26 protein-coding genes are annotated in these 26,514 nt (G+C 57.9%); 8 read left to right on the top strand and 18 right to left on the bottom strand.

Annotated elements, in window-relative coordinates; genetic code table 11:
- Positions 1-217: 217 nt before the first annotated feature.
- From ugpB to livK, 6 genes are all read right to left on the bottom strand, one after another.
- The gene (gene ugpB / locus FFS28_RS20940; RefSeq protein ID WP_042321653.1) at positions 218-1,534 is read right to left on the bottom strand and encodes a sn-glycerol-3-phosphate ABC transporter substrate-binding protein UgpB; all 1,317 of its coding nucleotides are present in this window, start codon (positions 1,532-1,534) and stop codon (positions 218-220) included.
- 258 nt (positions 1,535-1,792) lie between these two features.
- On the bottom strand, positions 1,793-2,506 hold the full coding sequence (livF, locus tag FFS28_RS20935) for a high-affinity branched-chain amino acid ABC transporter ATP-binding protein LivF (RefSeq protein ID WP_137903862.1): 714 nt from the start codon (positions 2,504-2,506) through the stop codon (positions 1,793-1,795).
- A gap of 1 nt (position 2,507) precedes the next feature.
- Positions 2,508-3,275 (bottom strand): high-affinity branched-chain amino acid ABC transporter ATP-binding protein LivG, encoded by a 768-nt coding sequence (gene livG, locus FFS28_RS20930; protein WP_006177933.1) that lies wholly within the window; start codon positions 3,273-3,275, stop codon positions 2,508-2,510.
- Positions 3,272-4,549: a high-affinity branched-chain amino acid ABC transporter permease LivM gene (locus FFS28_RS20925; protein ID WP_137903861.1), complete on the bottom strand. Its 1,278-nt coding sequence runs from the start codon at positions 4,547-4,549 to the stop codon at positions 3,272-3,274. The genes livG and FFS28_RS20925 overlap by 4 nt, the downstream gene beginning before the upstream one ends.
- Positions 4,546-5,472, bottom strand: coding sequence for a high-affinity branched-chain amino acid ABC transporter permease LivH (gene livH / locus FFS28_RS20920; protein ID WP_006177935.1), 927 nt, complete (start codon positions 5,470-5,472; stop codon positions 4,546-4,548). The genes FFS28_RS20925 and livH overlap by 4 nt, the downstream gene beginning before the upstream one ends.
- Positions 5,473-5,519: 47 nt before the next feature.
- Entirely contained in the window at positions 5,520-6,629 is a 1,110-nt protein-coding gene (gene livK, locus FFS28_RS20915) for a high-affinity branched-chain amino acid ABC transporter substrate-binding protein LivK (RefSeq protein WP_006177936.1), read from the bottom strand.
- Positions 6,630-7,052: 423 nt separating this feature from the next.
- On the opposite strand from livK, the gene panM reads away from it, so the two are divergent.
- Positions 7,053-7,436, top strand: coding sequence for an aspartate 1-decarboxylase autocleavage activator PanM (gene panM, locus FFS28_RS20905; RefSeq protein ID WP_058609763.1), 384 nt, complete (start codon positions 7,053-7,055; stop codon positions 7,434-7,436).
- A gap of 153 nt (positions 7,437-7,589) precedes the next feature.
- On the opposite strand, the gene livJ is transcribed toward panM, so the two are convergent.
- The 6 genes from livJ to ftsY form a co-directional block, all read right to left on the bottom strand.
- Complete coding sequence (livJ, locus tag FFS28_RS20900) at positions 7,590-8,690, bottom strand: branched chain amino acid ABC transporter substrate-binding protein LivJ (protein WP_081047609.1); 1,101 nt, start codon at positions 8,688-8,690, stop codon at positions 7,590-7,592.
- A gap of 197 nt (positions 8,691-8,887) precedes the next feature.
- Positions 8,888-10,153: a 4-aminobutyrate--2-oxoglutarate transaminase gene (locus FFS28_RS20895; protein WP_088209279.1), complete on the bottom strand. Its 1,266-nt coding sequence runs from the start codon at positions 10,151-10,153 to the stop codon at positions 8,888-8,890.
- A 258-nt stretch (positions 10,154-10,411) separates the two neighbouring features.
- Positions 10,412-11,269: an RNA polymerase sigma factor RpoH gene (gene rpoH / locus FFS28_RS20890; RefSeq protein WP_006177943.1), complete on the bottom strand. Its 858-nt coding sequence runs from the start codon at positions 11,267-11,269 to the stop codon at positions 10,412-10,414.
- 255 nt (positions 11,270-11,524) lie between these two features.
- A complete protein-coding gene (gene ftsX, locus FFS28_RS20885) occupies positions 11,525-12,580 on the bottom strand; it encodes a permease-like cell division protein FtsX (RefSeq protein ID WP_137903860.1) in 1,056 nt (351 codons plus the stop codon).
- Positions 12,573-13,238: a cell division ATP-binding protein FtsE gene (gene ftsE / locus FFS28_RS20880; protein WP_006177946.1), complete on the bottom strand. Its 666-nt coding sequence runs from the start codon at positions 13,236-13,238 to the stop codon at positions 12,573-12,575. Before ftsE ends, ftsX begins: the two co-directional genes overlap by 8 nt.
- A gap of 2 nt (positions 13,239-13,240) precedes the next feature.
- A complete protein-coding gene (ftsY, locus tag FFS28_RS20875; protein WP_137903859.1) occupies positions 13,241-14,752 on the bottom strand; it encodes a signal recognition particle-docking protein FtsY in 1,512 nt (503 codons plus the stop codon).
- Between the two features lie 127 nt (positions 14,753-14,879).
- On the opposite strand from ftsY, the gene rsmD reads away from it, so the two are divergent.
- Entirely contained in the window at positions 14,880-15,482 is a 603-nt protein-coding gene (gene rsmD / locus FFS28_RS20870; protein ID WP_102890060.1) for a 16S rRNA (guanine(966)-N(2))-methyltransferase, read from the top strand.
- Entirely contained in the window at positions 15,466-15,747 is a 282-nt protein-coding gene (locus tag FFS28_RS20865; RefSeq protein ID WP_006177949.1) for a DUF1145 family protein, read from the top strand. The genes rsmD and FFS28_RS20865 overlap by 17 nt, the downstream gene beginning before the upstream one ends.
- Before the next feature lie 95 nt (positions 15,748-15,842).
- Here the strand turns inward: FFS28_RS20865 and FFS28_RS20860 are convergent, their stop codons facing one another.
- A complete protein-coding gene (locus FFS28_RS20860) occupies positions 15,843-16,202 on the bottom strand; it encodes a DUF2500 domain-containing protein (protein WP_042321663.1) in 360 nt (119 codons plus the stop codon).
- Positions 16,203-16,331: 129 nt separating this feature from the next.
- Between FFS28_RS20860 and FFS28_RS20855 the strand changes: the two genes are divergently transcribed.
- Complete coding sequence (locus FFS28_RS20855) at positions 16,332-16,958, top strand: lysoplasmalogenase (protein ID WP_137903858.1); 627 nt, start codon at positions 16,332-16,334, stop codon at positions 16,956-16,958.
- Between the two features lie 77 nt (positions 16,959-17,035).
- Entirely contained in the window at positions 17,036-19,219 is a 2,184-nt protein-coding gene (gene zntA, locus FFS28_RS20850) for a Zn(II)/Cd(II)/Pb(II) translocating P-type ATPase ZntA (protein WP_137903857.1), read from the top strand.
- 120 nt (positions 19,220-19,339) lie between these two features.
- Here zntA and FFS28_RS20845 read toward each other — a convergent pair whose 3' ends face one another.
- The 4 genes from FFS28_RS20845 to tusA all read right to left on the bottom strand — a co-directional run bounded on the left by FFS28_RS20845 (position 19,340) and on the right by tusA (position 22,547).
- Positions 19,340-20,626: a TRAP transporter large permease gene (locus FFS28_RS20845; protein WP_137903856.1), complete on the bottom strand. Its 1,287-nt coding sequence runs from the start codon at positions 20,624-20,626 to the stop codon at positions 19,340-19,342.
- A 10-nt stretch (positions 20,627-20,636) separates the two neighbouring features.
- Positions 20,637-21,146: a TRAP transporter small permease gene (locus FFS28_RS20840; RefSeq protein ID WP_088209245.1), complete on the bottom strand. Its 510-nt coding sequence runs from the start codon at positions 21,144-21,146 to the stop codon at positions 20,637-20,639.
- A 12-nt stretch (positions 21,147-21,158) separates the two neighbouring features.
- Entirely contained in the window at positions 21,159-22,130 is a 972-nt protein-coding gene (locus FFS28_RS20835) for a TRAP transporter substrate-binding protein (protein ID WP_006177955.1), read from the bottom strand.
- A gap of 174 nt (positions 22,131-22,304) precedes the next feature.
- A complete protein-coding gene (gene tusA, locus FFS28_RS20830) occupies positions 22,305-22,547 on the bottom strand; it encodes a sulfurtransferase TusA (RefSeq protein ID WP_042321664.1) in 243 nt (80 codons plus the stop codon).
- 166 nt (positions 22,548-22,713) lie between these two features.
- Here tusA and FFS28_RS20825 point away from each other — a divergent pair, with 166 nt between their 5' ends.
- Both FFS28_RS20825 and FFS28_RS20820 read left to right on the top strand, forming a co-directional pair.
- A complete protein-coding gene (locus FFS28_RS20825) occupies positions 22,714-23,379 on the top strand; it encodes a 7-cyano-7-deazaguanine/7-aminomethyl-7-deazaguanine transporter (protein ID WP_088209247.1) in 666 nt (221 codons plus the stop codon).
- Between the two features lie 72 nt (positions 23,380-23,451).
- Entirely contained in the window at positions 23,452-24,009 is a 558-nt protein-coding gene (locus FFS28_RS20820; protein WP_006177958.1) for a DcrB family lipoprotein, read from the top strand.
- 3 nt (positions 24,010-24,012) lie between these two features.
- Here FFS28_RS20820 and FFS28_RS20815 read toward each other — a convergent pair whose 3' ends face one another.
- Positions 24,013-25,230, bottom strand: coding sequence for an MFS transporter (locus FFS28_RS20815; protein ID WP_137903855.1), 1,218 nt, complete (start codon positions 25,228-25,230; stop codon positions 24,013-24,015).
- Positions 25,231-25,372: 142 nt separating this feature from the next.
- Between FFS28_RS20815 and FFS28_RS20810 the strand changes: the two genes are divergently transcribed.
- Complete coding sequence (locus tag FFS28_RS20810; protein WP_006177963.1) at positions 25,373-26,422, top strand: AI-2E family transporter; 1,050 nt, start codon at positions 25,373-25,375, stop codon at positions 26,420-26,422.
- The last annotated feature ends 92 nt before the right edge of the window (positions 26,423-26,514 follow it).

Genomic DNA, 26,514 nt, shown 5'->3' with positions numbered 1-26,514 from the left:
ACGAAAGTGGGGGTGATCGACCTGAAGAAAAAGTCGATCACCATGGGTAAAGGATGTTAAAAAGTGTTCACCATGTCCCCGAACACCTGTCTGCTATGTCCCCGGACTGTACAATAGGGGAGAGGGAACGATTACACCCTCTCCCCTATGGGGAGAGGGAACGATTACACCCTCTCCCCTATGGGGAGAGGGCCGGGGTGAGGGGGATTAGTTTTAATTAAGACTTCGTCGACTGCTCAAAGCGGCGCAGCAGCTGATTACCGCGCTCAACCGCGGAGTCCAGCGCCTGCTGTGGGGTTTTCTTCCCGGTCCACACGCTTTCCAGCTCTTCATCCACGATGGTGCGGATCTGCGGCATGTTACCCAGACGCAGGCCTTTGGTGAACGGCAACGGCGGCTTGTTCAGCATCTGGCGCGTCGCGATATCCGCGCCCGGGTTCTTGCTGTAGAAGCCCTGCTCGCGGGTCAGGTCATAGGCGGCTTTGGTGATCGGCAGGTAGCCGGTCTTCTGGTGCCATTCGGCGGCGTTTTCCGGCTTCGCCAGGAAGTCGAGGAACTCGGCGACGCCCTTGTAGGTGCCGTTGTCTTTGCCCTGCATCACCCACAGGCTCGCCCCGCCGATGATGGCATTCTGCGGCGCGCCCTTCACGTCGGCGTCGTAAGGCATCATGCCCACGCCGTAGTTGAATTTGGCGTAGTGACGGATGTCCGCCAGCGAGCCAGAGGAGGCGGTGGTAATAGCGCAGTCGCCGTTGTAGAACTTCTCGGTGGATTCATCTTTACGGCCAAAGTAGCTGAAGTCGCCCTTCTTGTTCAGATCGGCAAGCAGCGCGATGTGTTTCACCTGCTCCGGCTTGTTGAACTCCAGCACCGCGTCGGTGCCGTCGAAGCCGTTGTTTTTGGTGGCGACCGGCAGGCCGTGCCAGGCGCTGAAGTTTTCAATCTGGATCCAGCCCTGCCAGCCACTGGCGTAGCCGCACTTCATCCCTGCGGCTTTCAGCTTCGCGGTGTACTCGGCGAGATCCTGCCAGGTTTTTGGCGGCTGCTCCGGGTCTAAACCGGCTTTCCTGAAGGCATCTTTGTTGTAGTACAGCACCGGGGTGGAGCTGTTAAACGGCTGCGACAGCAGGTGGCCGGTTTTGGAGTCGGTGTAGTAACCAGAAACCGTCGGCACAAAGCGGGATTCGTCAAAGTTAATGCCTGCGTCTTTGAACACTTCGTAGACCGGCTTAATCGCTTTGGAGGCCATCATGGTGGCTGTGCCCACTTCATACACCTGCAGCAGCGCCGGTGCGTTACCGGTGCGGAATGCCGCAATGCCCGCGCTCAGGCTCTGCTCGTAGTTGCCTTTGTACACCGGCACAATTTTGTAATCCGGATGGGTGTCGTTGAAACGCTGCGCCAGGGAGTCAACCTCTTTACCCAGCTCCCCTTCCATGGAATGCCAGAACGGAATGGTGGTAACGGCCATTGCGTTCGTCGCAAAAGCCAGTCCAATTGCCAGACCCAAAGCTGTGTGTCGTAACGATGTCATTGTCATCTCTCTTATTGTGCCGGATGCGCGATATCACGCGTTTTATGCTCGCGAGGTAACATGACATGCTCGAATGACAGAAAAATAACTTTTTGTTTACAGAAAAATGACAACAACGCGTCAGCGGGATGATGGTTGTGTGAAGGGGATCGGTGCGGTTTGATGCCCTCACCCCGGCCCTCTCCCACGGGGAGAGGGAGAAAACCGATCGGTTCCCTCTCCCTTGGGGGAGAGGGTTAGGGTGAGGGGAAAATGCGATTAACCGCCTAAATACGCACTCCGCACCGCTTCGTTCGCCAGCAGCGCGTCGCCGGTATCGGACAGCACCACGCGACCGTTCTCCAGCACGTAGCCACGGTCGGCGAGCTTCAGCGCCTGGTTGGCGTTCTGCTCGACGAGGAAGATGGTCATCCCCTCTTTGCGCAGCTGCTCGATGGTGTCGAAAATCTGCTGGATAATGATCGGCGCAAGGCCGAGCGAAGGTTCGTCAAGCAACAGTAAACGCGGCTGGCTCATCAGTGCGCGACCAATCGCCAGCATCTGCTGTTCACCGCCGGACATGGTGCCTGCACGCTGCACGCGGCGCTCCCACAGGCGCGGGAAGAGTTCGTATACCCATTTGATGCGGGACTGGAACTGGTCGCGGTGGGCGAAGAAACCGCCCATCGCCAGGTTCTCTTCCACCGTCATGCGCGAGAAGACGCGACGCCCTTCCGGGACAATCGCCACCGCTTCGCGCATGATTTTGGCGGTCTGCCAGTCGGTAATGTCTTTGCCGTCAAACACAATCCGCCCGCTGCTGGCGCGCGGATCGCCGCACAGGGTGCCGAGCAGCGTGGTTTTACCCGCGCCGTTGGCCCCAATCAGGGTGACGATTTCGCCCTGATTAATGTGCAGGCTGACGTCGTGCAGCGCCTGGATCTTGCCGTAGTGCGCGTTGACCTTATCGAACGTTAACATCGCTTTTTCCATCTTATGCCTCACCCAGGTATGCACGGATCACGTCCGGGTTGTTGCGGATCTCTTCCGGCGTCCCGTTTGCCAGCGGCGTGCCCTGGTTTACCACGTAGATACGGTCAGAAATGCCCATCACCAGCTTCATATCGTGTTCGATAAGCAGGATGGTGGTGTCGTGACGATCGCGCAGCTCGGCGATCAGCTCGTCCAGCTCTTTGGTCTCTTTCGGGTTGAGGCCCGCCGCCGGTTCGTCGAGCATCAGGATTTCCGGCTGCGTCACCATGCAGCGCACAATCTCCAGACGACGCTGGTCGCCGTAGGCCAGGTTGCTGGCCTGACGGTTGGCGTGCTGCAGCAGGCCGATGCGGTCGAGCCAGGTGGCGGCGCGGTCCAGCGCTTCTTCCTGCGCGCGGCGGAAGGCCGGGGTTTTCAGCAGGCCGGAGAAGATGCCGGTTTTAAGCTGCTGATGTTGCGCCACCAGCAGGTTCTCAATCACCGTCATTTCGCGGAACAGGCGCACGTGCTGGAAGGTACGCACCACGCCCATGCGGGCAATCTGCTGGCCCGGCAGGCCTTCAAGGTGCTGGTCGCGCAGCATGATGGTGCCGCCCGTCGGCTTGTAGAAGCCCGTCAGGCAGTTAAAGACCGTGGTTTTCCCCGCGCCGTTCGGGCCAATCAGGGAGACAATCTCTTTCTTGTGCAGGTCCAGTGATACGTTGTTAACCGCCAGCAGGCCGCCAAAACGCATCATCAGGCCGTTAACCGATAATAATGGCTGACTCATGGCTGCTCTCCTTTCACTTCCGCCTCTTTAAGCTTTAACTGCGGACGGGTCATCGGCAGCAGGCCCTGCGGACGCCAGATCATCATTAGCACCATCAAACCACCCAGCATCAACATGCTGTATTCGTTAAAGTCGCGCATCAGCTCGCGGGAAACCACCAGCAGGATGGCCGCGAGGATAACGGCGAACTGCGAGCCCATCCCGCCAAGCACCACAATCGCCAGTACGAAGGCAGATTCGGCAAAGGTGAAGGATTCCGGGCTGACGAAGCCCTGGCGCGCGGCAAACAGCGTTCCGGCAAAGCCCGCAAACGCGGCGCTGATGGTGAACGCAGTCAGCTTGATGCGGGTCGGGTTCAGGCCCAGCGAGCGGCAGGCGATCTCATCTTCGCGCAGCGCTTCCCACGCACGGCCCAGCGGCATGCGCAGCAGACGGTTAATCACAAACAGAGTGATGACGACCAGCAGCAGCGCCACCAGATAGAGCCAAATCACACGGTCGGACGGATCGTACTTAATGCCAAAGAAGTTGCTGAAGGTATCCCAGCCGCCTTCGCGGGCGGTGCGGCTGAACTCCAGGCCGAAGAAGGTCGGTTTCGGGATCTGGCTAATGCCGTTCGGGCCGCCGGTCACTTCGGTGTTGTTGAGCAGCAGAATACGGACGATTTCACCGAAGCCTAAGGTCACAATCGCCAGATAGTCGCCGCGCAGGCGCAGGACCGGGAAGCCAAGCAGGAAGCCCGCAGCGGCAGAAACCAGCCCTGCCAGCGGCAGACAGGTCCAGAAGCCGAGGCCGTAATAGTGGTTCAGCAGCGCAAAGGTGTAAGCACCGATGGCGTAGAAGCCGCCGTAGCCCAGCACCAGCAGGCCGGACAGACCCACCACCACGTTCAGGCCGAGGCCTAAAATCACGTAGATCATGGTCAGGGTGGCGATATCCACCGTCCCGCGCGATACCACGAACGGCCACGCCACGGCGGCCACCAGCAGTGCCACGAGGAACAGCTTCTGTTTCATGGTGGAGCCATCAATCGCCGGCAGTACGAATTTTGGCCCCGAGACGTTTTTCAGCGTCTTCTGGAACAGCGGACGCAGCAGCTGGAACAGAAATACCACGGCGGTGCCGAGAAACACCCACTGCCAGCGGATATCTGGCGCGGTGTCGACCACAAGCTTAGTGCCATCCAGCTCCAGCTGGACGCCCATAAAGACGCCCGCCAGCACGAAGAACATGGCGGCAGAGAGCAGCGCCATCGCGAAATGCATCGGTTTCATACTTTCTCTACCTCCGGACGGCCCAGAATACCGGTAGGCATGACCAGCAGAACCAGAATCAGCAGGGCAAACGACACCACATCTTTATATTCTGTACTCAGGTACGCCGAGGAGAGCGCTTCGGCTACGCCCAGGATCAGGCCGCCGATCATCGCGCCCGGGATACTGCCGATGCCGCCCAGTACCGCTGCGGTGAAGGCTTTCATCCCGGCCATAAAGCCGATGTAGGGGTTAATCACGCCGTAGAACTGGCCGAGCAGGACACCTGCCACCGCCGCCATCGCCGCGCCGATCACGAAGGTCAGGGCGATTACGCGGTCGGTGTTGATGCCGAGCAGGCTCGCCATCTTGAGGTCTTCCGCGCAGGCGCGGCAGGCGCGTCCCATGCGGGAGTAGCGGATGAACACAGTCAGAGCAAGCATCGCCAGGAAGGTGACGACCCAGATAACCAGCTGCATGGTGGTGATTGACGCCGAGAAGTTCTCGCTCGCCCCTACAATCCACTGGCCGTTAAACAGGCTTGGCAGCGCCACGTCGCGCGAGCCTTCGGTCAGGCTGACGTAGTTTTGCAGGAAGATAGACATACCAATTGCCGAGATCAGCGCAATCAGGCGCTTGGAGCTACGCACGGGCCGATAGGCTACACGCTCGATGCTCCAGCCGTAGGCGCTGGCGATAACAATCGCACCGACAAACCCGGCGGCGACCAGCAGCCAGCTGCTGTCGATACCCATCATCATCAGGGCGGCGATAATCATGAAGGAGACATAGCTGCCGATCATGTAGACCTCGCCATGGGCGAAGTTGATCATGCCGATAATGCCGTAAACCATGGTGTAGCCGATGGCGATCAGGGCGTAGGTGCTGCCCAGCGTGACGCCGTTAAACATCTGCTGTAAGAAATAGAGAAACTGCTCAGACATAACGTAACCTTTCTCAACCCGCCCGCATTGCGCGGGCGGTGGGATTATTATTTGGCTGCCGTGGAAGATCCGTCGGCGTGCCACTTGAAGACACCAAATTCAAATCCCTTCAGATCGCCTTTCTCATCCCAGTTCAGCGGCCCAATCACGGTGTTTGCCCCGTGTGCTTTTAAATCTTTAACCAGATCCAACGGCTCTTTGCTGCCGGTGCGATCCATTGCCGTTGCCAGCGACTGCACGGCGGCATAGGTGATCCACACGTATGGACCGCTCGGATCTTTCTTCTGCGCCTTGAGCGCGTCGACGATAGCCTTGTTAGCCGGGTCCTGGTCATAGCGTTTTGGCATCGTCACCAGCATGCCTTCCGCCGCGTCACCCGCGATGTTAGACAGCGAGGCATTGCCCACGCCTTCCGGGCCCATGAACTGGGTTTTCAGGCCGGTCGCACGCGCCTGGCGCAGCATCTGGCCCATTTCCGGGTAGTAGCCGCCGTAATAGACGAAATCGATATTTTCTTTCTGCAGACGGGCAATCAGCGCTGAGAAATCTTTCTCACCGGCGGTGATACCGTCGAAGAAGACGATATTCGCGCCGCCTTTTTTCAGGCCGTCCTGCACGGAACGCGCCAGGCCTTCGCCGTACTGCTGCTTGTCATGGATGATGGCAATACGCTGCGGCTTGACCGTGTCGAGAATGTATTTTGCCGCGGTCGGCCCCTGAGAGGAGTCCAGACCCGCAGTACGCATGATGTGCGCGTAACCGCGCTGAGTCAGCTCCGGGTTAGTCGCGCCAGGGGTAATCATCAGAATGCCTTCATCTTCATAGATGTCGGACGCCGGCTGGGTGGACGATGAGCACAGGTGACCAATCACGTACTGAATACCGTCGTTCACAATTTTGTTGGCGACCGCTACGGCCTGTTTGGGATCGCAGGCGTCGTCATACTCTACGCCGACCAGCTTGTCGCCCTTGATGCCACCGCTGGCGTTGATGTCTTTAATGGCCTGGCGCGCGCCGTTGAACTCCATATCGCCCCACTGGGCAACCGGACCGGACATCGCGCCGACCACGGCGACTTTAATATCTTCCGCCATCGCGCTTTGCGACATTGCCAGTGCAACCATTCCCGCGATTAATGCTTTCGCGTTCCTTTTCATCTGTGAATCCCCATTCGTGACGTGATGTTTATATTTTGTTTTATTATGGTTAAAAAGCATTCTGTACTTTTAATGAACAACGCTATTTTTACCAGTGCCTTTAATGGTTTAGCGCAGTTTTTTAGCAAAAACCAGACTAAAATCTCTATTTTTCAGGCGATTAAGCAAAGATAATATTCTGAAATCAGGCAGAGATAAACAAATAAAAGCGCGGTTTGCAGCATAAAATAACGGCACAAAGCGCCGAATAAATCACTACCTTTCAGGTTAAAATTCTGCTTATTTTTCGATCCATGCGTTTTCAGACTGCACATTGCGCAGCCAAAAAACTAATCACCTGGTTAATGGGAGAAAAAGAGAAAGCCTCGGGGCGGATAAATTGAGTACACTGCCCTTACTTTTTTTGATGTGGACAAGCAGCTAATGAAACTGACTATCGTTCGTCTGGTGACCTTTAGCGACCAGGATCATATCGACCTGGGCAAAATCTGGCCGGAATACTCCCCTTCTTCGCTGGACGTTGATGAGAATCACCGTATTTACGCCGCGCGTTTTAACGAGCGCCTGCTGGCCGCCGTACGCGTAACGCTGAGCGGCACCCAGGGCGCGCTGGACTCTTTACGCGTGCGTGACGTCACCCGCCGTCGCGGCGTGGGGCAATATTTGATTGAAGAGGTGATGCGCGATAACCCGAGCGTAGACGCATGGTGGATGGCCGACGTGGGCGTGGAAGACCGCGGCGTAATGGCGGCATTTATGCAGGCGTTAGGATTTACGGCGCAGACGAACGGGTGGGAGAAGCGTTAAATTTGTGCGGGCTGGTGCCCTCACCCCGGCCCTCTCCCACGGGGAGAGGGAGAACACCGAACTATCCCCTCTCCCAAAGGGGAGGAAAAACACCGAACTATCCCCTCTCCCTGTGGGAGAGGGTTAGGGTGAGGGCATCAATCCGCACCCGTATTATTTAGCGTCGGTCGCCGTACCGTTGGCATGCCAGTCAAACACGCCGAACTCAAAGCCTTTCAGGTCGCCCTTCTCATCCCAGGACAGCGGTCCCATCACGGTTTCCACGGAGTTGGCTTTCAGCCAGGTGGCAATCTCCGCCGGATCGGCTGACTGGTTCAGGCCCGCCTGCAGAGACTGCAGCGCCGCGTAGGTGGTCCAGACGAACGCACCGCTTGGGTCCTGTTTCTTCGCCTTGATCGCATCCACAATCGGTTTGTTGGCAGGCACCTGGTCGTAGTTCTTCGGTTTGGTCACCAGCAGGCCTTCGGCAGATTCACCGGCAATGTTAGACAGTGACACGTTCGCCACGCCTTCCGGCCCCATAAACTGGGTTTTCAGACCCGCCGCGCGCGCCTGGCGAAGGATCTGGCCCATTTCCGGGTGGTAGCCACCGTAGTACACGAAGTCGATATTCTCTTTCTTCAGGCGCGCCACCAGCGTGGAGAAGTCTTTCTCACCGGCGGTGATGCCGTCGAAGAACACCACGTCAGCCTTCGCTTTCTTCAGGTTATCCTGCACGGAACGCGCCAGACCTTCACCGTACTGCTGTTTGTCATGCACAATCGCGATGCGCTTTGGCTTCACTTTATCAACGATGTATTTTGCCGCCGTTGGACCCTGATCGGAATCCAGGCCGGTGGTGCGCAGGATCAGCTTATAGCCGCGCGCGGTCAGCTCTGGTGCCGTCGCCGCCGGGGTAATCATCAGAATGCCTTCGTCTTCATAGATATCAGACGCTGGCTGAGTAGAAGAAGAACACAGGTGGCCGATAACATATTTGATGCCGTCGTTTACCACTTTGTTCGCCACCGCAACCGCTTGTTTCGGGTCACAGGCGTCATCATATTTTACGATCTGCAGTTTTTCGCCCTTGATACCGCCCTTAGCATTAATGTCTGCAACCGCCTGCTCTGCGCCCGTAAATTCCTGGTCGCCGTACTGGGCTACCGGGCCGGACATCGCGCCGACTACCGCGACTTTAATATCGGCCTGCGCCATGGCGCTGAATGCCAACGCCATACATCCTGCCAGTAATGCTTTACCCTTCATGTTCATCCTGAGAATCCCCATTATTATGGTTATTACGATTATTGTGATGTTGTTGTGTAGCGCTTTATTTCGTTTATAGGCGTACTGACCGCGCTTTTTCAGCATACTCTGCTAAAACATACCGCATTTTTATGATTTTGGAATAGCTAATTTGACATGTCACTGTGCTAAGCCCGGCAGCCTGTTGCGCCGGGCTTTTGGCTTTATCGTGTCAGCGAGGCGGAAATAATATCCAGCGCTTTACGGAACTGCGCTTCCGGGATGGTCAGCGGATAGAGAAAACGAATCACGTTGCCGTACACGCCGCAGCTCAGAAGCAGCAGCCCCTCCTGCAGGGCGCGATCCTGTACCTCGCGGGTGAATTCCGGCGACGGCTGCCCGGTCTGCGGATCGATAAATTCCACCGCCACCATCGAGCCTTGCGCGCGGATATCGGCGATGTACGGACACCCGTCTTTCGCTTTATTCAGCACTTCAACCAGATGATGTCCCAGGTGCGCCGCCCGCGTGCAGAGATCTTCTTCGTCAATCACGTCCAGCACCGCATGCGCCGCCGCAATCGCCAGCGGGTTACCCGCATAGGTGCCGCCCAGCCCGCCCGGCGCGGGGGCGTCCATCACCTCCGCGCGGCCAGAGACCGCCGAGAGCGGCATGCCGCCCGCCAGGCTTTTCGCCATGGTGATCAGGTCCGGCTTCACGCAGTGGTTTTCCATTGAGAACAGTTTGCCGGTACGCGCAAAGCCGGTTTGCACCTCATCGGCAATCAGCAGAATGCCGTGGGTGTCGCACAGGGTGCGCAGAGCCTGCATAAAATCGGCGGGGGCGACGTTAAACCCGCCCTCCCCCTGCACAGGTTCAAGGATAATGGCGGCCACCTGGTCAGGGGCGATATCCGCTTTAAAGAGGCGTTCAACGCTTTTGATCGCCTCCTGGGAACTCACGCCGCGCAGGTGATCGGGAAACTGCGCGTGATAGACCGAGCCGGGGAACGGGCCGAAGCCGAGTTTGTAGGGGGCGACTTTGCCGGTCAGCGCCATGGTCATAAAGGTGCGGCCATGAAAAGCACCGCCAAAGGTAATCAGGCCGGGGCGACGGGTCCAGGCGCGCGCGATTTTGACGGCGTTCTCCACCGCTTCCGCTCCGGTAGAGAAGAAAGCGGTTTTGGCCGGGCCGTCAATCGGCACGCGGGCGTTGATGCGTTCAGCCAGAGCGACATAGCCTTCGTACGGCACAATCTGGTAGGCGGTATGGGTAAAGGCGTGAAGTTGTTTTTCGATAGCGGCGATAACGGCAGGATGGCGATGGCCGGTATTCAGCACCGCGATCCCGGCGGCGAAATCAATGTACTCATTGCCTTCGACGTCCCACACCGTGGCGTTTTCGGCTTTATCGGCATAGAAGTTACACATCACCCCAATACCGCGCGGCGTGGCCTGCAAGCGCCGGTCATTCAGTTCTTTATTGTTCACCTTATCCCCCCGAAGATCGCATGTGTAGCGCATCAGTAAGTGTTTGCCAGGGGGTAAAATTTCGCCAGAGCGGGCGTTAAAAAAACAGAACCCCCGGATTCACATCCAGGGGCTTTTATCCTTCATATTTCAAGCCGCAGGTACGTTGGCTGCTCTCGTTCACCCGAATCACTTACTCATGTAAGCTCATCGGGATTCACTCATTTGCCGCCTTCCTGCAGCCTGAACTATTTCGGCTAAACGGGGACTTCGCAGAAATTACGCTTCGATAGCGGCGCGAAGTTTTTTCATGGCGTTCTTTTCAAGCTGACGTACACGTTCAGCGGACACGCCGTAGCGGTCGGCCAGTTCCTGCAGCGTGGACTTGTTGTCTTCGTCCAGCCAGCGGGCGCGGATAATGTCCTGGCTACGCTCGTCGAGACCTTCCATCGCAAAGCTCAGCTTGTTCGCGGCCTGATCTTCCCAGTTGTCCTCTTCGATGCCGTCAGCAAAGTTAGAGGTCTTATCCTGCAGATACAGAACCGGTGCCATCGGCTGGCTGTCAGAGGCGTCATCGTCGGAAGACATGTCAAAGGTCATGTCCTGCGCGGCCATACGGGATTCCATCTCACGCACGTCTTTGCTGGATACGCCCAGTTCGCGCGCCACCATTTCCACTTCATCCTGATTGAACCAGCCCAGACGCTGCTTGGTTTTACGCAGGTTGAAGAACAGTTTGCGTTGCGCTTTTGTCGTGGCAACTTTCACAATACGCCAGTTACGCAGAACGTATTCGTGAATTTCAGCTTTGATCCAGTGCACGGCGAAGGAGACCAGTCGCACACCCACTTCCGGGTTAAAGCGACGTACAGCCTTCATCAGGCCGATGTTACCTTCCTGAATCAGATCCGCCTGCGGCAGGCCGTAGCCCGCATAATTACGAGCAACGTGAACAACAAAGCGCAGGTGAGACAGGATCAGCGTCTTAGCTGCTTCCAGATCGCCCTGGTAATGCAGCTTTTCAGCAAGCTCCTTTTCTTCCTCAGCCGTCAACATCGGCCAGGTGTTCGCAGCCCGGATGTAAGACTCCAGGTTACCAACAGGGGCTAAAGCTAAAGTTTGCATTTCTTTGGTCATTCATTCCTCTCAATTCAATTTCTTCTGGCTCAGGTTATCCCCATCAGGCAACAACCATGCCAAAGCATTTGAGCAACGAGAATAGCATTCACTCTTTTATCAGACAGTGATTTTATCCACAAGTTCCCAGTGCAACAGTGAATAAATTACGCACAAAATGTGACATGGAGATGATAAAGCGGGGAAGCGCAAACAGGGACGCTTTCCCTGCAGAGCGAACATCTCAGTGCAGGGAAAGATTATATCACGCTTTTATTAGTCGGGAGTAAAGTGACGTAAATGTTGCACCGTTGCCAGCCATGCGGCAATCCAGCCGATCATCGAGCAGACCAGCAACAATAACAGGCACTCGTCGAACCCTAAGCCACTGATATCAAACTTGGTGCCGAAAACCTGCGCCACGTCAGTAACGGCGGACGAAAGCCGCATCACCAAAATTTCTGACAATATCAGTGAAAGAAATGCGCCGGAAAAACCGAGCAACGCGCCGCCGTAAAGGAACGGACGCAGGATGAACCCATCCGTCGCACCAATCAGTTTCTGCACGTTGATGGTGTCGCGGCGGGCGAAGATGCTCAGACGCACGCTGTTACCAATGACGAGGAATACCGCCGCTACCATCAGTATGCCGATCATCGCCGAGACGCGCCCCACAAGCCCGGTCAGCGCGGCCAGACGCGCAAACCAGCTGTCGTCCATGCGCACTTCATCAATGCCGTTGATACGGGTGATGCGGTCGCGCAACGTGTTGAGCGAATCGGTGCCCTGGAAATCGAGCTTCGGGATCACCACCGCCACGGCGGGCAGCGGGTTCTCTTCCAGCATATCCAGCGCGCCGCCAAACCCGGACCAGTTACGGAACTCGCCCAGCGCCTCGTCGCGCGACAGATAGTTGACCTTCTCCACGCCCGGTTCGGCCTGGATCTGCCCGACCACCTGCGCCGCCGCGTTATCGTCGAGCGCTTTGTCCAGATAGACGGTGATCTGCGGCGACGGATAATACTGTGACGCCGCCTGATTAACGTTTTTATAGACCATGTAGCAAACGCTCGGCAGCGTCAGGGAGATGGCAATCACCATCACCGTCAGGAACGTCGCCAGCGGTTTGCTTTTCAGGTCCTGCACTGCGCCGTGGAAGGCGTAGCGCACCTGCTCGTTAAAGACGTTGGTCTTGCGGGAGTTCGGCTTCGGCGCGGCTTTTGCACGCTTTGGCGCATGACGATTACCGTCCCCACCGCCCTGCGGCTTGCGGAAGCGGTCAAACCGGTTCCCGAACTGCCGAATCTGGTTCATTGCATCACGCTTATTCACCGTGGCCTCCGTGCAAATGCCCGTCGCTCAGGGTCAGCATGCGGTACGAACGGCGGGAGATCAGCCCGATATCGTGCGTCGCCATCAGTACCGTTACCCCCACGCGGTTAAACTCTTCGAACAGACGTAAAATCCCTTCGGACAGGGCATCGTCCAGGTTCCCGGTCGGTTCATCCGCCAGCAGCACCGCCGGTTTGTTCACCACCGCACGGGCAATGCCCACGCGCTGCTGTTCACCGCCGGAAAGCTGGATCGGGAAGTTCTTCGCTTTGTCCAGCAGCCCGACCTTATCCAGCGCCGCAGAGACGCGGCGGCGGATATCGTCATAGCTGGCACCGGCAATAATCAGCGGGATAGCGACGTTGTCAAACACGGTGCGATCCATCAGCAGGTGGTGATCCTGGAAAATCATGCCGATCTGACGCCGCAGGAACGGCACCTCACGGTTTTTCAGGCGGCTGATGTCGTGGCCGCTGAAGAAGATTTTCCCGGCGCTGGGCCGTTCGATCCCACAGATAAGCTTGAGCAGGGTACTTTTCCCCGCGCCGGAATGGCCGGTCAGGAATGCCATCTCGCCCGGCTGCAGGTGAAATGTCACCCCCTGCAGCGCTTGTCTCCCACCGAGATAGGCCTTGCTGACGTGTTCAAAGCGAATCATTGTTAGTCCTCTCGGGCAAATAATGCCTCAATAAAGTCGTCCGCCTTAAACGGACGCAAATCCTCAATACGCTCGCCCACACCGATGTAACGGATAGGAATGCCGAACTGGTCGGCCACGGAGAAGATCACGCCGCCCTTGGCGGTACCGTCCAGTTTGGTCAGCGTGATGCCCGTCAACCCTACCGCTTCATGGAACAGCTTCGCCTGGCTGACGGCGTTCTGCCCGGTGCTGGCGTCGATAGTCAGCATAATTTCATGCGGCGCATCTTCGTCCAGCTTCTTCATGACGCGAACGATTTTTTTCAGCTCTTCCATCAGGTGCGATTTGTTCTGCAAACGTCCGGCGGTATCGGCAATCAGGACATCCACGTTACGCGCCTTCGCCGCCTGAATGGCGTCAAAGATAACGGATGCAGAGTCCGCGCCGGTGTGCTGGGCAATCACCGGAATGTCGTTGCGCTGGCCCCAGACCTGCAGCTGCTCCACCGCTGCCGCACGGAAGGTATCACCCGCCGCCAGCATCACCGATTTGCCCTGCTGCTCGAACTGGCGCGCCAGCTTGCCGATGGTGGTGGTTTTACCCACACCGTTCACACCCACCATCAGAATAACAAATGGCGTTTTGCCTTCAATATTAAGCGGTTCGTCAACTTTTGCGAGGATTTCACCCATCTCATCTTTCAGCAGACCGTACAGCGCTTCGGCATCGCGAAGCTGTTTGCGGCTCGCGCCCTCTGTCAGGTTGGTGATGATTTTACGGGTGGTTTCCACGCCGACGTCGGCGATCAGCAGCTGTTCTTCCAGCTCTTCAAAGAGATCATCGTCGATCTTTTTGCCGCGGAACAGACTGATAAATCCGGAACCTAAGTTCTCTTTGGTTTTAAGCAGGCTGCGCTTCAGGCGTGCGAAGAAACCTTCTTTGGTCGGTTTTTCCTGCTCCTGAACGATCGCCTCTTCGGCCTGCGCTTGCTCTTCCACTGGCACGACGATAATCGCTTCTTCTGCGGCCTGTGCCGCCAGCGCCTGGGCTTCCAGCTCTTCGTCGGTGAGTTCAGGCTCAAGTGCCGCGTCTTCTTCCACCGCGTCGATGATGTCGACGGTTTCCGCTTCGGCCTGCCACTCTTCCGGCGAAATCTCTGCGGCTTTCACCTCTTCCGGCAACGGCAGCGCTTCGTGTTCAATGGCCGCCGCAGGCGTTTCGACAACCTCTGCAACCTCGACAACGTCTGCAACCTCGACAACGTCTGCAACCTGTTCAATCACCACCGGTTCTGGCTTTCCACTCTCCTGAACCTGCTCAGTGACGTCGACGACCTCTTCAGCAAAGGATTCAATCTCTTCTTTGCTGTGTGCAGGCTGCTCCGCTTCAATGATCGCGGCGGTTTCTACAGGCGTTTCAGGCTGTGACGGCTCCTCAACCTGCTGTTGTTCTTCGGTTTTCTGTTCTGTCTCTTGCTCTTTTTCACCGAAGCCCAGCCAGGAAAAGAAGCCACGTTTTTTTTGTTTTGCCATCTGCGACTACACTCCTCGCGGCGCTATATACATGGAAGCTAAAAAAATGATGAAATAGTCTAACACTTTACTTAATTGACATCACCGCCCGCAATCGCAGGCGAATTGTTAACAGAGCTTTCCTGAAATGAAGAAACCCAACCGCGCCCCGGCCGGTCAAATTCGCATTATCGGCGGCCAGTGGCGAGGCCGGAAATTACCGGTGCCGGACAGCCCCGGTTTACGCCCCACGACGGACCGCGTACGCGAGACGTTATTTAACTGGCTTGCCCCGTCAATGGTAGACGCTCACTGCCTGGATTGCTTCGCCGGAAGCGGGGCGTTAGGGCTGGAAGCGCTGTCGCGTTATGCCGCCAGCGCCACCCTGCTGGAGATGGAGCGCAACGTGGCGCAGACGCTGCAGCAAAATCTGGCTACGCTAAAAGCAAAGAATGCGAAGGTGGTAAACACCAATACCCTGAGCTTCCTCGCGCAACAGGGCACGCCGTATAACGTGGTCTTCGTTGATCCGCCGTTCCGCAAAGGTCTGCTGGAAGAGACGTTATCCCTGCTGGAACAAAATGGCTGGCTGGCGGATGACGCGCTGATTTACGTCGAGAGCGAAGTGGAAAACGGTTTGCCTCCGGTGCCGGTTCACTGGGATCTGCACCGCGAAAAAGTGGCCGGTCAGGTCGCTTATCGTCTGTATCATCGTCAGGCACAAGGAGAATCCGATGCCGGTACTGATTAATCTGGGGCGCTTACTGATGCTGGGCGTCTGGGCGTTTTTGATCCTCAACCTGGTGCACCCTTTCCCGCGGCCAATGAATATCTTTGTTAACGTCGCGCTGATCTTCACCGCCTTCATGCACGCCCTGCAGATGGTGATGCTGAAAAACGGCCTGCCGAAAGATGGGCCGCAGATGACCGGCTGGCAGCAGCTGCGCGTGTTTATCTTTGGCGTGTTTGAACTGCTGGTGTGGATGAAGACGTTTAAGGCGCAGGCGAAGAAGTAAGGTGCGGCCTGATGCCCTCACCCTAACCCTCTCCCACATGGAGAGGGGACATTGACTCCCTCTCCCCTTGGGAGAGGGCCGGGGTGAGGGAAAAATTACAGCTCCGGTTCAAACCCTTCAAACCGCGATCCTTTGTAGCTCAACACCCCTTTCTCCCCCACGGTCAGCTGATGATACTGCTGCGCTTCCAGGCGGAACGTCACCTCCAGCCCGCCGCTTTCCGGCCTGAAGCTCGCCTCATAGCGCATAGGGGTTCCGGCAGGCGTGACCTGCTGCTGGCGTGAACGCCGGTCGTTGATCGCTTTTTCGCGTTTATTGCTCACCACCACGCGTTTTTGCAGCAGCGGCGCGGCATCGTTATCGGCCTTTTCGCGGCGCTGCTGCACGAAGCGAAACGAGGCGGCAACGACGATAATGGCGACCACAATAATCAAAAACAGCGGCATCTTACTCACACTAATACTCCATCAGATAATGCGGAATTGAGGATACCTTGCCTTTCCCGGCATTGCCAAACGCCTCTGCGCGTCACTACACTGAATCAGAAACTGAGAATTCAGCCTTAACAGATACAGGGAGTTAATATGCTTTGGTCATTTATCGCCGTCTGTTTGTCCGCATGGCTCTTTGTCGATGCGTCGTACCGTGGCCCCGCCTGGCAGCGCTGGTTGTTTAAACCCGTCACGCTGCTGCTCCTGCTGCTGTTGGCCTGGCAAGCGCCTGTGTTTAACGCCATCAGCTATCTGGTGCTCGCCGGGCTGTGCGCCTCGTTGATTGGCGATGCCTTAACCCTGCTGCCGCGCCAGCGCCTGCTGTATGCCGTGGGGGCGTTCTTCCTGTCGCATCTGCTCTACACCATTTATTTTGCCAGCCAGATGACGCTCTCCTTCTTCTGGCCGCTGCCGCTGGTGCTACTGGCAATTGGCGCGCTGCTGATCGCCGTGATCTGGACGCGCCTGGAAGAGATGCGTTTGCCGGTCTGCACCTTTATTGCCATGACGCTGGTGATGGTGTGGCTGGCGGGCGAGCTGTGGTTCTTCCGTCCGACTTCACAGGCCATGTCCGCCTTCTTCGGCGCAGCCCTGCTGCTGCTCGGGAATATCGTCTGGCTGGGTAGCCACTATCGCCGCCGTTTCCGCGCGGATAACGCGATTGCTGCCGCCTGTTACTTTGCCGGGCACTTCCTGATTGTGCGGTCGCTGTACATCTAAATAACGCTTGACTCTGGAGTCGACTCCAGAGTGCATACTCCGGTTAATGAGAAAATTATCATTCGCCGGAGGCTGCTATGTCTGCTCCTGAATCGTCAAAAAAAGTTCCACAATTCTCTGCACTTAAGCTCAGCCCGGTACCGCCGAAGGACGACTGCTGCTGCGAGTCCGGGTGTGAGGCGCAAAACGACGCGCTGCCCGACACCGGCAGCCGCTACAGCTGGGTCGTTAACGGCATGGACTGCGCCGCCTGCGCGCGCAAGGTAGAAAACGCGGTTAAACAGGTGCCGGGCGTCAGCCACGTTCAGGTGCTGTTCACCACCGAAAAGCTGCTGGTCAGCGCCGACCGCGACGTCAGCAAACAGGTTGAAACCGCCGTCAGCCAGGCAGGCTATTCCCTGCGCAGCGAATCTGCCCCGGTCGAAAAAACCTCTCTCCTGCGGGAAAACCTGCCGCTGTTAACGCTCGTCATCATGATGGCGGTGAGCTGGGGTCTGGAGCAGATCAACCATCCGTTTGGCAACCTGGCCTTTATCGCCACCACGCTCGTTGGGCTGTTCCCGATTGCCCGTCAGGCGCTGCGCCTGATGAAAAGCGGCAGCTGGTTCGCCATCGAAACGTTGATGAGCGTGGCGGCGATTGGCGCGCTGTTCATCGGCGCGACGGCGGAAGCGGCGATGGTGCTACTGCTGTTCTTAATCGGCGAGCGCCTTGAAGGATGGGCCGCGAGCCGGGCACGCAAAGGGGTCAGCGCGCTGATGGCGCTCAAGCCCGAAACCGCCATTCGCGTGGTGAACGGCAGTCGTGAAACGGTGGCGATCGCTACCCTGCGTCCTGGCGACGTGATTGAAGTCGCGGCGGGCGGGCGTTTACCTGCCGATGCCGCGCTGCTTACCGCCACCGCAAGCTTTGACGAAAGCGCGCTGACCGGCGAGTCCATTCCGGTTGAGCGCGAAGCGGGTGAGAAAGTGCCTGCCGGTGCCACCAGCGTCGATCGTCTGGTGCAGTTGAACGTACTCTCCGAACCGGGCGACAGCGCCATCGACCGCATTCTTAAGCTGATTGAAGAGGCCGAAGAGCGCCGCGCGCCGGTCGAACGCTTCATCGACCGTTTTAGCCGAATTTACACCCCTGCCATCATGCTGGTGGCCCTGCTGGTCACTGTCGTGCCGCCGCTGTTCTTTGGCGCGCCGTGGGAGGGCTGGATTTATAAAGGCCTGACGCTGCTGCTGATCGGCTGCCCGTGCGCGCTGGTGATCTCCACCCCGGCGGCGATCACCTCGGGGCTGGCTGCGGCGGCCCGTCGCGGGGCGCTGATTAAGGGCGGCGCGGCGCTGGAGCAGCTGAGCCAGGTGCAACACATCGCTTTTGATAAGACCGGCACGCTGACCGTCGGGAAGCCACAGGTTACCGGCCTGTACCCGCAGGATATGAGTGAAAACGCTCTCCTGACGCTGGCCGCCGCCGTCGAGCAAGGCTCCACCCACCCGCTGGCGCAGGCAATCGTGCGCGAAGCGCAGTCTCGCGGGCTAACGGTTCCGCCGGCAACCGCGCAGCGCGCGCTGGCAGGCTCGGGTATTGAGGCCGAGGTTGAGGGCAAAAAAGTGCTTATCGTCGCGGCGGATAAATCCCCGGCGACCGGGTTAAGCCCGCAGATCCAGACGCTGGAACAGGCCGGGCAGACGGTTGTCGTCGTGGTGCTGGAGGGCGTGGTGAAAGGCATGCTCGCCCTGCGCGATACCCTGCGCGACGATGCGAAAGAGGCGGTTGCAGCCCTGCATACGCTGGGCGTGCAGGGTGTGATCCTGACCGGCGATAACCCGCGCGCGGCAGCGGCGATTGCCGGTGAGCTGGGCCTCGAATTTAAAGCCGGGTTACTGCCTGCGGATAAGGTGCGTGCCGTGACGGAATTAAACGCGCACGCCCCGCTGGCGATGGTCGGCGACGGAATTAACGATGCTCCGGCAATGAAAGCCTCAACCATCGGGATCGCCATGGGCAGCGGCACCGACGTGGCGCTGGAGACCGCCGACGCGGCGCTGACCCACAACCGCCTGACCGGGCTGGCGCAGATGATTGATCTCGCGCGGGCAACGCGATCCAATATTCGCCAGAACATCGGCATTGCGCTGGGGCTGAAGGGGATATTCCTGGTGACCACGCTGCTCGGCATCACCGGGCTGTGGCTGGCGGTGCTGGCGGATACCGGGGCGACGGTGCTGGTGACGGCGAACGCGCTGCGGTTATTACGTCGACAATAAAATCGTTATCGAACCGTTGGCCGGGTAAGGCATCGCCGCTACCCGGTCATGGATTGGGTTGGGGTGCGGCCTGATGCCCCACCCCAACCCTCTCCCACGGTGAAAGGGAGAAGAGCGGCGTCACTGCATCCCTAATACCCCCGGCAGCCACAGTGAAATTGCCGGGATGTACGTTACCATCCCCAGCACCACCAGCAGCATGCCGTAAAACGGCAGCATCGCCTTCACCACGGTTTCGATTCGCTGCTTGCTTACCGCGCTCGCCACAAACAGCACCGACCCGACCGGCGGGGTAATCAGCCCGATCCCGAGGTTCACCATCATGATCATCCCGAAATGCACCGGGTCGATCCCCAGCGAATTGGTCACTGGCAGCAGCACCGGCGTCAGGATCAGGATAATCGGCGCCATGTCCATCAATGTGCCAATCAGCAGCAGCATGACGTTGAGGTACATCAGGATCACGTACTTGTTATCAGAGAGCGAGGTAAAGAACTCGGTGATGCGCGTCGGCAGCTGCATGTAGGTCATGACCGCGCCAAACGCCGCGGCAAAGCCAATCAATATCATGACGATAGTGACCGTTTTCACCGTGCGGCACATCAGCTTCGGCAATTCGTTCCACTTGTAGTCGCGGTAGATAAACATGGTGACGAAGAACGCCCACAGACAGGCGACGGCGGCGGATTCCGTGGCGGTAAATATCCCGGACAATATCCCGCCGAGAATAATGACCACCGTCATCAGCCCCCACAGGGCATCAAGCATGATCTTCAGCGCCTGCATAAACGGGATTTTGTCCCCCTTCGGATAACCACGCTTGCGGGCAAAACATAAGCACAGCACCATCAGGCTGACGCCCAGCAGCAGCCCCGGCAGCACGCCCGCGATAAACAGCGTGGCGATGGAGACCGTGCCGCCCGCCGCCAGGGAGTAAATCACCGAGTTATGGCTGGGCGGGATCAAAATCGCCTGCACCGAACCGCTGGCGGTGACGGCCGCCGCGTACTCCCGTGGATAGCCTTTCTTCTCCATCTCCGGGATCATCACGCTGCCGATGGAGGCTGTATCCGCTACCGACGAACCGGAAATGGCGCCGAAGAACGTCGAGGCCACGATATTCACCAGCGACAGCCCGCCGCGGATGAAGCCGACAAACACGTAGGCAAAGTTGACCAGCCGCCGGGCGATGCCCCCTTCCGCCATGATCGCCCCGGCGAGGATAAAGAACGGGATCGCCAGCAGGGTAAACTTGTTCACCCCGCTGGTGATTTGGATCATCAGCGCTTCCAGCGGCAGATCAATCCACAGCGCGCCCGCCACGGTGCTAAGCCCGACGGCAAACGCCACCGGCATCCCCAGCGCCAGCAAAATGGCGAGGGTGAATAACAATACGAATGCATCCATGGTTCACCCCTTAACTGTGGTTGCCGATCAGCACGACAGGACGGTGTTCCTGCGAGCCAAACAGCAGGCGTTCAACGACAAACAGGATCAGAATGGCCGAGCCGACCGGCAGCGGCAGATAGCTTTCGCCGGAGGTCAGGAGCGGGAACTCCGCGACGGGCTGCTCCCAAAGCTCGACGCACAGCCAGTAGCTGTACCAGCACATGAGCCCGGAAATCAGCAGCATCAGCAGGTCCACCACCCGCGCGCATAGCCTTTGCAGTGCCGCGGGCAGCCGGTCGGTCAGCATATTCACCGCGATATGCGATCCGGCGCGGTACCCTACCGCCGCGCCGATAAAGGTGAAGGTCACCATGCAGATAATGGCTATCGGCTCCGGCCAGGATTCGCCGCGGTTGAGCACGTAGCGCGAGAAGATGCCAATCGGGATCACGATCGTCATCACCAGCAGCGAGATACCCGCCACGGTCATGGCGAGCAGGTACAGACGGTCCATCCACTTCAGGTAGAGTTCGGACATACGCGCTCCGGGTTACTGGACGTCAGCGATGGCTTTCATCAGATCCTGATGCTTGTCGCCATACTGGGCGCGCACCGGCTCTGTGGCTTTGATAAACACCGTTTTGTCGATGTCGTGAAACGCCACGCCGCCCGCCTTCATTTTGTCCAGCGCCTGCTGGTTATAGGCGTTCCAGAGCTTGCGCTGCTCGAACTGCGCCTCACGGGCCAGGGTCAGGATTTTTTGCTGCTGGTCGGCGTTCAGCTTGTCCCATTTCACCTTCGAGTAGAGCACCATTTCCGGGGTGATAAAGTGCCCGCTCAGGGTGTAGTTTTTCGCAATCGGCATGTAGTTATGGGCGATAAAGGTCGGCGGGTTGTTTTCCGCGCCGTCGATGACGCCGGTCTGCATACCGCTGTAGACCTCGCTCACGCCCATGGCCACCGCGTTGGCCCCCATATCTTTCAGGGTCGCCAGCGCCACCGGGCTGCCCTGTACGCGGATTTTTTTGCCGTTCAGATCTTCAGGTTTGACGATGGGCTCTTTGGTGATCAGGTTGCGGGTGCCGGAGTCCATCCAGCCGAGGAACACCAGTCGGGATTTGGGGTTGGCAGTGAGCTTGTCGCCGATTTGCTTGCCAATCTCCCCATCGATCACCTTGTGCATATGATCTTCATCGCGAAAGATGTAGGGCAGCGTAAAAACTTCGATGTCCGGCAGGATGGCCGCAACGGGAGCCATAGAGACGCGGATCATATCGATCGCCCCCATTTGCGCCTGCTCAATCATCTGCTTTTCATCACCGAGCACGCCGCCGGGGAAGACCTTAATCTCCAGCTCGCCGTTGGTTTGTTGTTTGAGCTTTTCGCCCATGTGTTGCACAGCGACCACGTTCGGGTAGCCTTCGGGGTGAACGTCTGCGGCTTTGATGGTTTGCGCAGAAACCGGGCAGGCAATAACAGACAGACACAGCGCGGCCAGTAACGGCTTGAGGGTCGTTTTCATCGAGTCAGCTCCAGGGTAGTGAGGTAAGCGTTAAAACGGTGTTTTATTTTTAGACGCTTAAAAATTAGACTACGGCTGGAAAGGCGGAGGTGAAGCACTTCACAAAAGTGCGAAATAATGAAACGACGGTTTAAAATAGTGCTCGCCCTCTCACTGTGCGAGAGGGCCGGGGAGTTATCCCTTACGAAGCAGATACCGATAAGGCAGGGCCTGGGTTTCCTGCGCCACCAGTTCGTGCTCCATGAAGGTACAAAAACCGGGGATATCGCGGGTGGTGGCCGGGTCATCGGCGATGATCAGCAGCGTTTCGCCGGTCTGCATGTTGCGTACGGTTTTACGCACCATCATGACAGGTTCCGGGCAGCGGAGGCCCTGGGCATCAAGGGTATGGTCTGGGCTGGCGAACAGGTCGGTCATAATCTTCTCAAGGCTAAAAAAACGGCTGTAGTTTACGCCCCGCTGCCCGCATTGCAAACAGGTTAACGATTGCGTGAAAATTAGCCATTGCAAAGTCCTGTCAAAGCAGTATGATGCGGCGGTTTTTATTGGGTTCCCTCACCCCAACGTTCAAAAAGGTCACGATATGACGCAGTTTTCTCAATCGCAGCGCGTAAAAGCGTTGTTCTGGCTTTCGCTTTTTCATCTGGTGGTGATCACCTCCAGCAACTATCTGGTGCAGCTCCCTATCTCCATTTTTGGTTTCCATACCACCTGGGGCGCGTTCAGCTTTCCGTTTATTTTCCTCGCCACCGATTTAACCGTGCGGATCTTTGGCGCACCGCTGGCACGCCGCATTATTTTCGCGGTTATGCTTCCGGCGTTGTTCATTTCGTACGTTATCTCCTCCCTGTTTTACATGGGAAGCTGGCAGGGCGTTGAGGCGCTGACGCACTTCAACCTATTTGTCGCGCGTATCGCCGCCGCCAGCTTTATGGCCTACGCCCTGGGGCAGATCCTCGACGTGCACGTCTTTAACCGCTTGCGTCAGAACCACCGCTGGTGGATGGCCCCTACCGCGTCGACGCTGTTCGGTAACGTCAGCGACACGCTGGCCTTCTTCTTCATCGCCTTCTGGCGCAGCCCGGACGCGTTCATGGCCGCGCACTGGATGGAGATCGCCCTGGTGGACTACTGCTTCAAAGTGCTGATCAGCATTGTGTTCTTCCTGCCGATGTACGGCGTGCTGTTGAATATGCTGTTGAAAAGGCTGGCAGATAAATCTGAAATCTCCGCATTGCAGGCAGGTTAAGGGTTCGCTTTATCAGTTGTGATAAGATGAACGAATGAGCCGCTATGGCCGTTTATCGAAAGGAAGAAGTCAATGCGCAATCTGGTTAAATATGTCGGGATTGGCCTGCTGGTTGTGGGTCTTGCAGCCTGTGATAACAGCGACACGAAAACGCCTGCTCAGGGCGCGTCCGCAGAAAGCAACGCCACCGGTCAGCCGGTGAGCCTGCTGGACGGCAAACTCAGTTTCTCTCTGCCCGCAGATATGACCGATCAGAGCGGCAAGCTGGGCACCCAGGCGAACAACATGCACGTCTATTCCGATGCCACCGGGCAGAAAGCCGTGATTGTGATTGTGGGCGACGACACCAGCGAAGATCTGGCCGTGCTGTCTAAACGTCTGGAAGACCAGCAGCGCAGCCGCGACCCGCAGCTCCAGGTCGTGACCAACAAGTCTATCGACCTGAAAGGCCACACGCTGCAGCAGCTGGACAGCATCATCTCGGCGAAAGGCCAGACCGCCTACTCGTCTGTGGTGCTCGGCAAGGTGGATAACAAACTGCTGACCATCCAGATCACCCTGCCAGCGGACGACCAGCAGAAAGCGCAGACCGCCGCAGAAAACATCATCAATACCCTCGTGATCCAGTAAGTTTCACGAAGAGGACGTGGCCTCCGGTGCTTGCACCGGGGGCCATTTTTTTAGCCGCCACGTCAGCAGCAGCGCGACAGCCACCAGCCCCGCTGCCGCCAGATAGATCACCGGCACCCCCGCCCACGCCATCACCAGCCCGGCCAGCGGCCCGGTAATGCCAAGAGACATATCCATAAACACCGTGTAGGTTGCCAGCGCTGCCCCCTGGTTTTGCTGCGGCACCGCCTTCACCGCCACCACGCCCAGCGCCGGGAAGACCAGCGAGAAGCCCGCGCCTGCGAGGAAAACGCCCACTTTCGCCACCCACGGTGCGCTGGCGAACCCGGTCAACAGCAGCCCGATAAACTCCACCGCAAAGCAGATCATCGCCACGTTCAGCCCGCCCAGGCGGTTAATGCCGTTCGGGAAGAGTAAGCGTGTGCCCACAAACGCACAGCTGAACAGGGTGAGCGCAAAGGCCGCGCCGTCCCAGCCTTTAGCGTCGTAGAACAGGGTGATAAAGGTGGCGATGACGCCGAATCCCGCCGAGGCCAGCGCAAGCGCCATCCCGTACGGCCACACGCGCCCCAGCACCGCGCGAAACGGCAGCGGCTTGCCTTTGCTGGCTTTCACCTTCGGGCGCGGCAGCGCGAACACAATCGCCAGCAGCGCCACCGCCATGATGGTTATCGCCAGACCATACAGCCCGCACCAGGCGTAGCACACCACGCCCAGCGGCGCGCCGATCGCCATCGCGCCATAGGTCACAATCCCGTTCCAGGAGATAACGCGCCCGATATGCGGTGCGCCGACCACGCCAACGCCCCACAGCGTCGAGCCGGTGCCCGCCAGGCTTTGCCCGATGCCTAAAATGACGCGCCCCAGGCAGAGCAGCACCAGGCTCACCAGCGGCAGATGGCTGGTGGTGGCCGCCAGAAAATAGCTCAGCCCGCTCAAAAAGCAGCCGCACAGCCCCACCACAACAATACTTTTTGGCCCAAACAGATCGGCATAACGCCCGGCATGCGGACGGCTCATCAGCGTGGCGAAATATTGCAGGCTAATCACCAGCCCCGCCCAGAAGGCGCTAAACCCCATCACCTCATGGACGTAGCCCGGCAGAACCGCCAGCGGCAGGCCAATGGTCAGATAGCTGGCGAAGTTGAAAATAACAACAGAAACAATGCGCAGATTGAGGCGCAATCCGCTTAGCGCCGGTTCGGCGGCAGGTTCGGGCATGACGGTCTACCAGAGTTTTGCAACAGTGTTTCACTATTACCATGACGGGATAAGAAAATCAGCAGCGACTTTCAGATTATCGACCCAGACGAAGCGCCTGCGCCGCACTACACTTAGCGTGCAACCACATTAAGGAAAACCCATGTTAACCACCCAGCCCGACAAAGCGGGTTTACACATTCTCCTCAAACTCGCCTGTCTGGTGGTGATCCTTGCGGGGATCCACGCGGCCGCCGATATTCTTGTCCAGCTCCTGCTGGCGCTCTTTTTTGCCATCGTTCTCAACCCGCTGGTGACGTGGTTTTTACGCCGGGGAGTCAGTCGCCCGGTCGCCATCACCATTGTGGTGATTGTGATGCTGATTGTCCTGACGGCCCTGTTTGGCGTGCTTGCCGCGTCGCTAAGTGAATTCTCCACCATGCTGCCGCAATACAACAAAGAGCTGACGCGCAAGCTGGTCGACCTGCAACGAATGATGCCGTTTATCAACCTGCATATCTCGCCGGAACGGATGCTGCGCCGGATGGATTCCGAGAAGGTAATGACCTACGCCACCACGCTGATGACCGGCCTGTCCGGCGCGATGGCCAGCATTTTGCTGCTGGTCATGACGGTGGTATTCATGCTCTTTGAAGTCCGCCATGTTCCCTACAAACTGCGCTTTGCGCTGAATAACCCGCAGATCCACATCGCTGGCCTGCACCGCGCGTTAAAAGGCGTCTCTAAATATCTGGCGCTGAAAACCTTGCTGAGCCTCTGGACCGGGGTGATCGTCTGGCTGGGGCTGGTGTTGCTGGACGTGCAGTTCGCGTTGATGTGGGGCGTGCTGGCGTTTCTGCTGAACTACGTGCCCAACATTGGCGCGGTGCTCTCCGCCGTACCGCCCATGATCCAGGCATTTTTATTTAATGGCTTTTATGAATGTATGCTGGTCGGGGCGCTGTTCCTGGCGGTGCACATGGTGCTGGGCAATATCCTTGAGCCGCGCATGATGGGCCACCGGCTGGGCATGTCGACGATGGTGGTGTTTTTGTCGTTGCTGGTCTGGGGATGGCTGCTGGGGCCGGTCGGGATGCTGCTGTCGGTACCGCTTACCAGCGTGTGTAAAATCTGGATGGAGACCACCAACGGCGGCAGTAAACTGGCGATACTGCTCGGACCAGGGCGGCCAAAAAGTCGATTGCCGGGGTAATCCGCTTCCCGGTTAGCTATTGTGAGCAGCAATAGATTATAGTAATGGTTTCGCCGCGCAACTGTGCGGATATCTCTGTTTCGACTGAAGGC

It is taken from the genome of Enterobacter sp. 2VL (genome assembly GCF_005503595.1).
Classification (GTDB): domain Bacteria; phylum Pseudomonadota; class Gammaproteobacteria; order Enterobacterales; family Enterobacteriaceae; genus Enterobacter; species Enterobacter cancerogenus.
The sequence above is the reverse complement of the archived record's forward strand: the minus strand, read 5'-3'. Positions and strand labels throughout refer to the sequence as shown.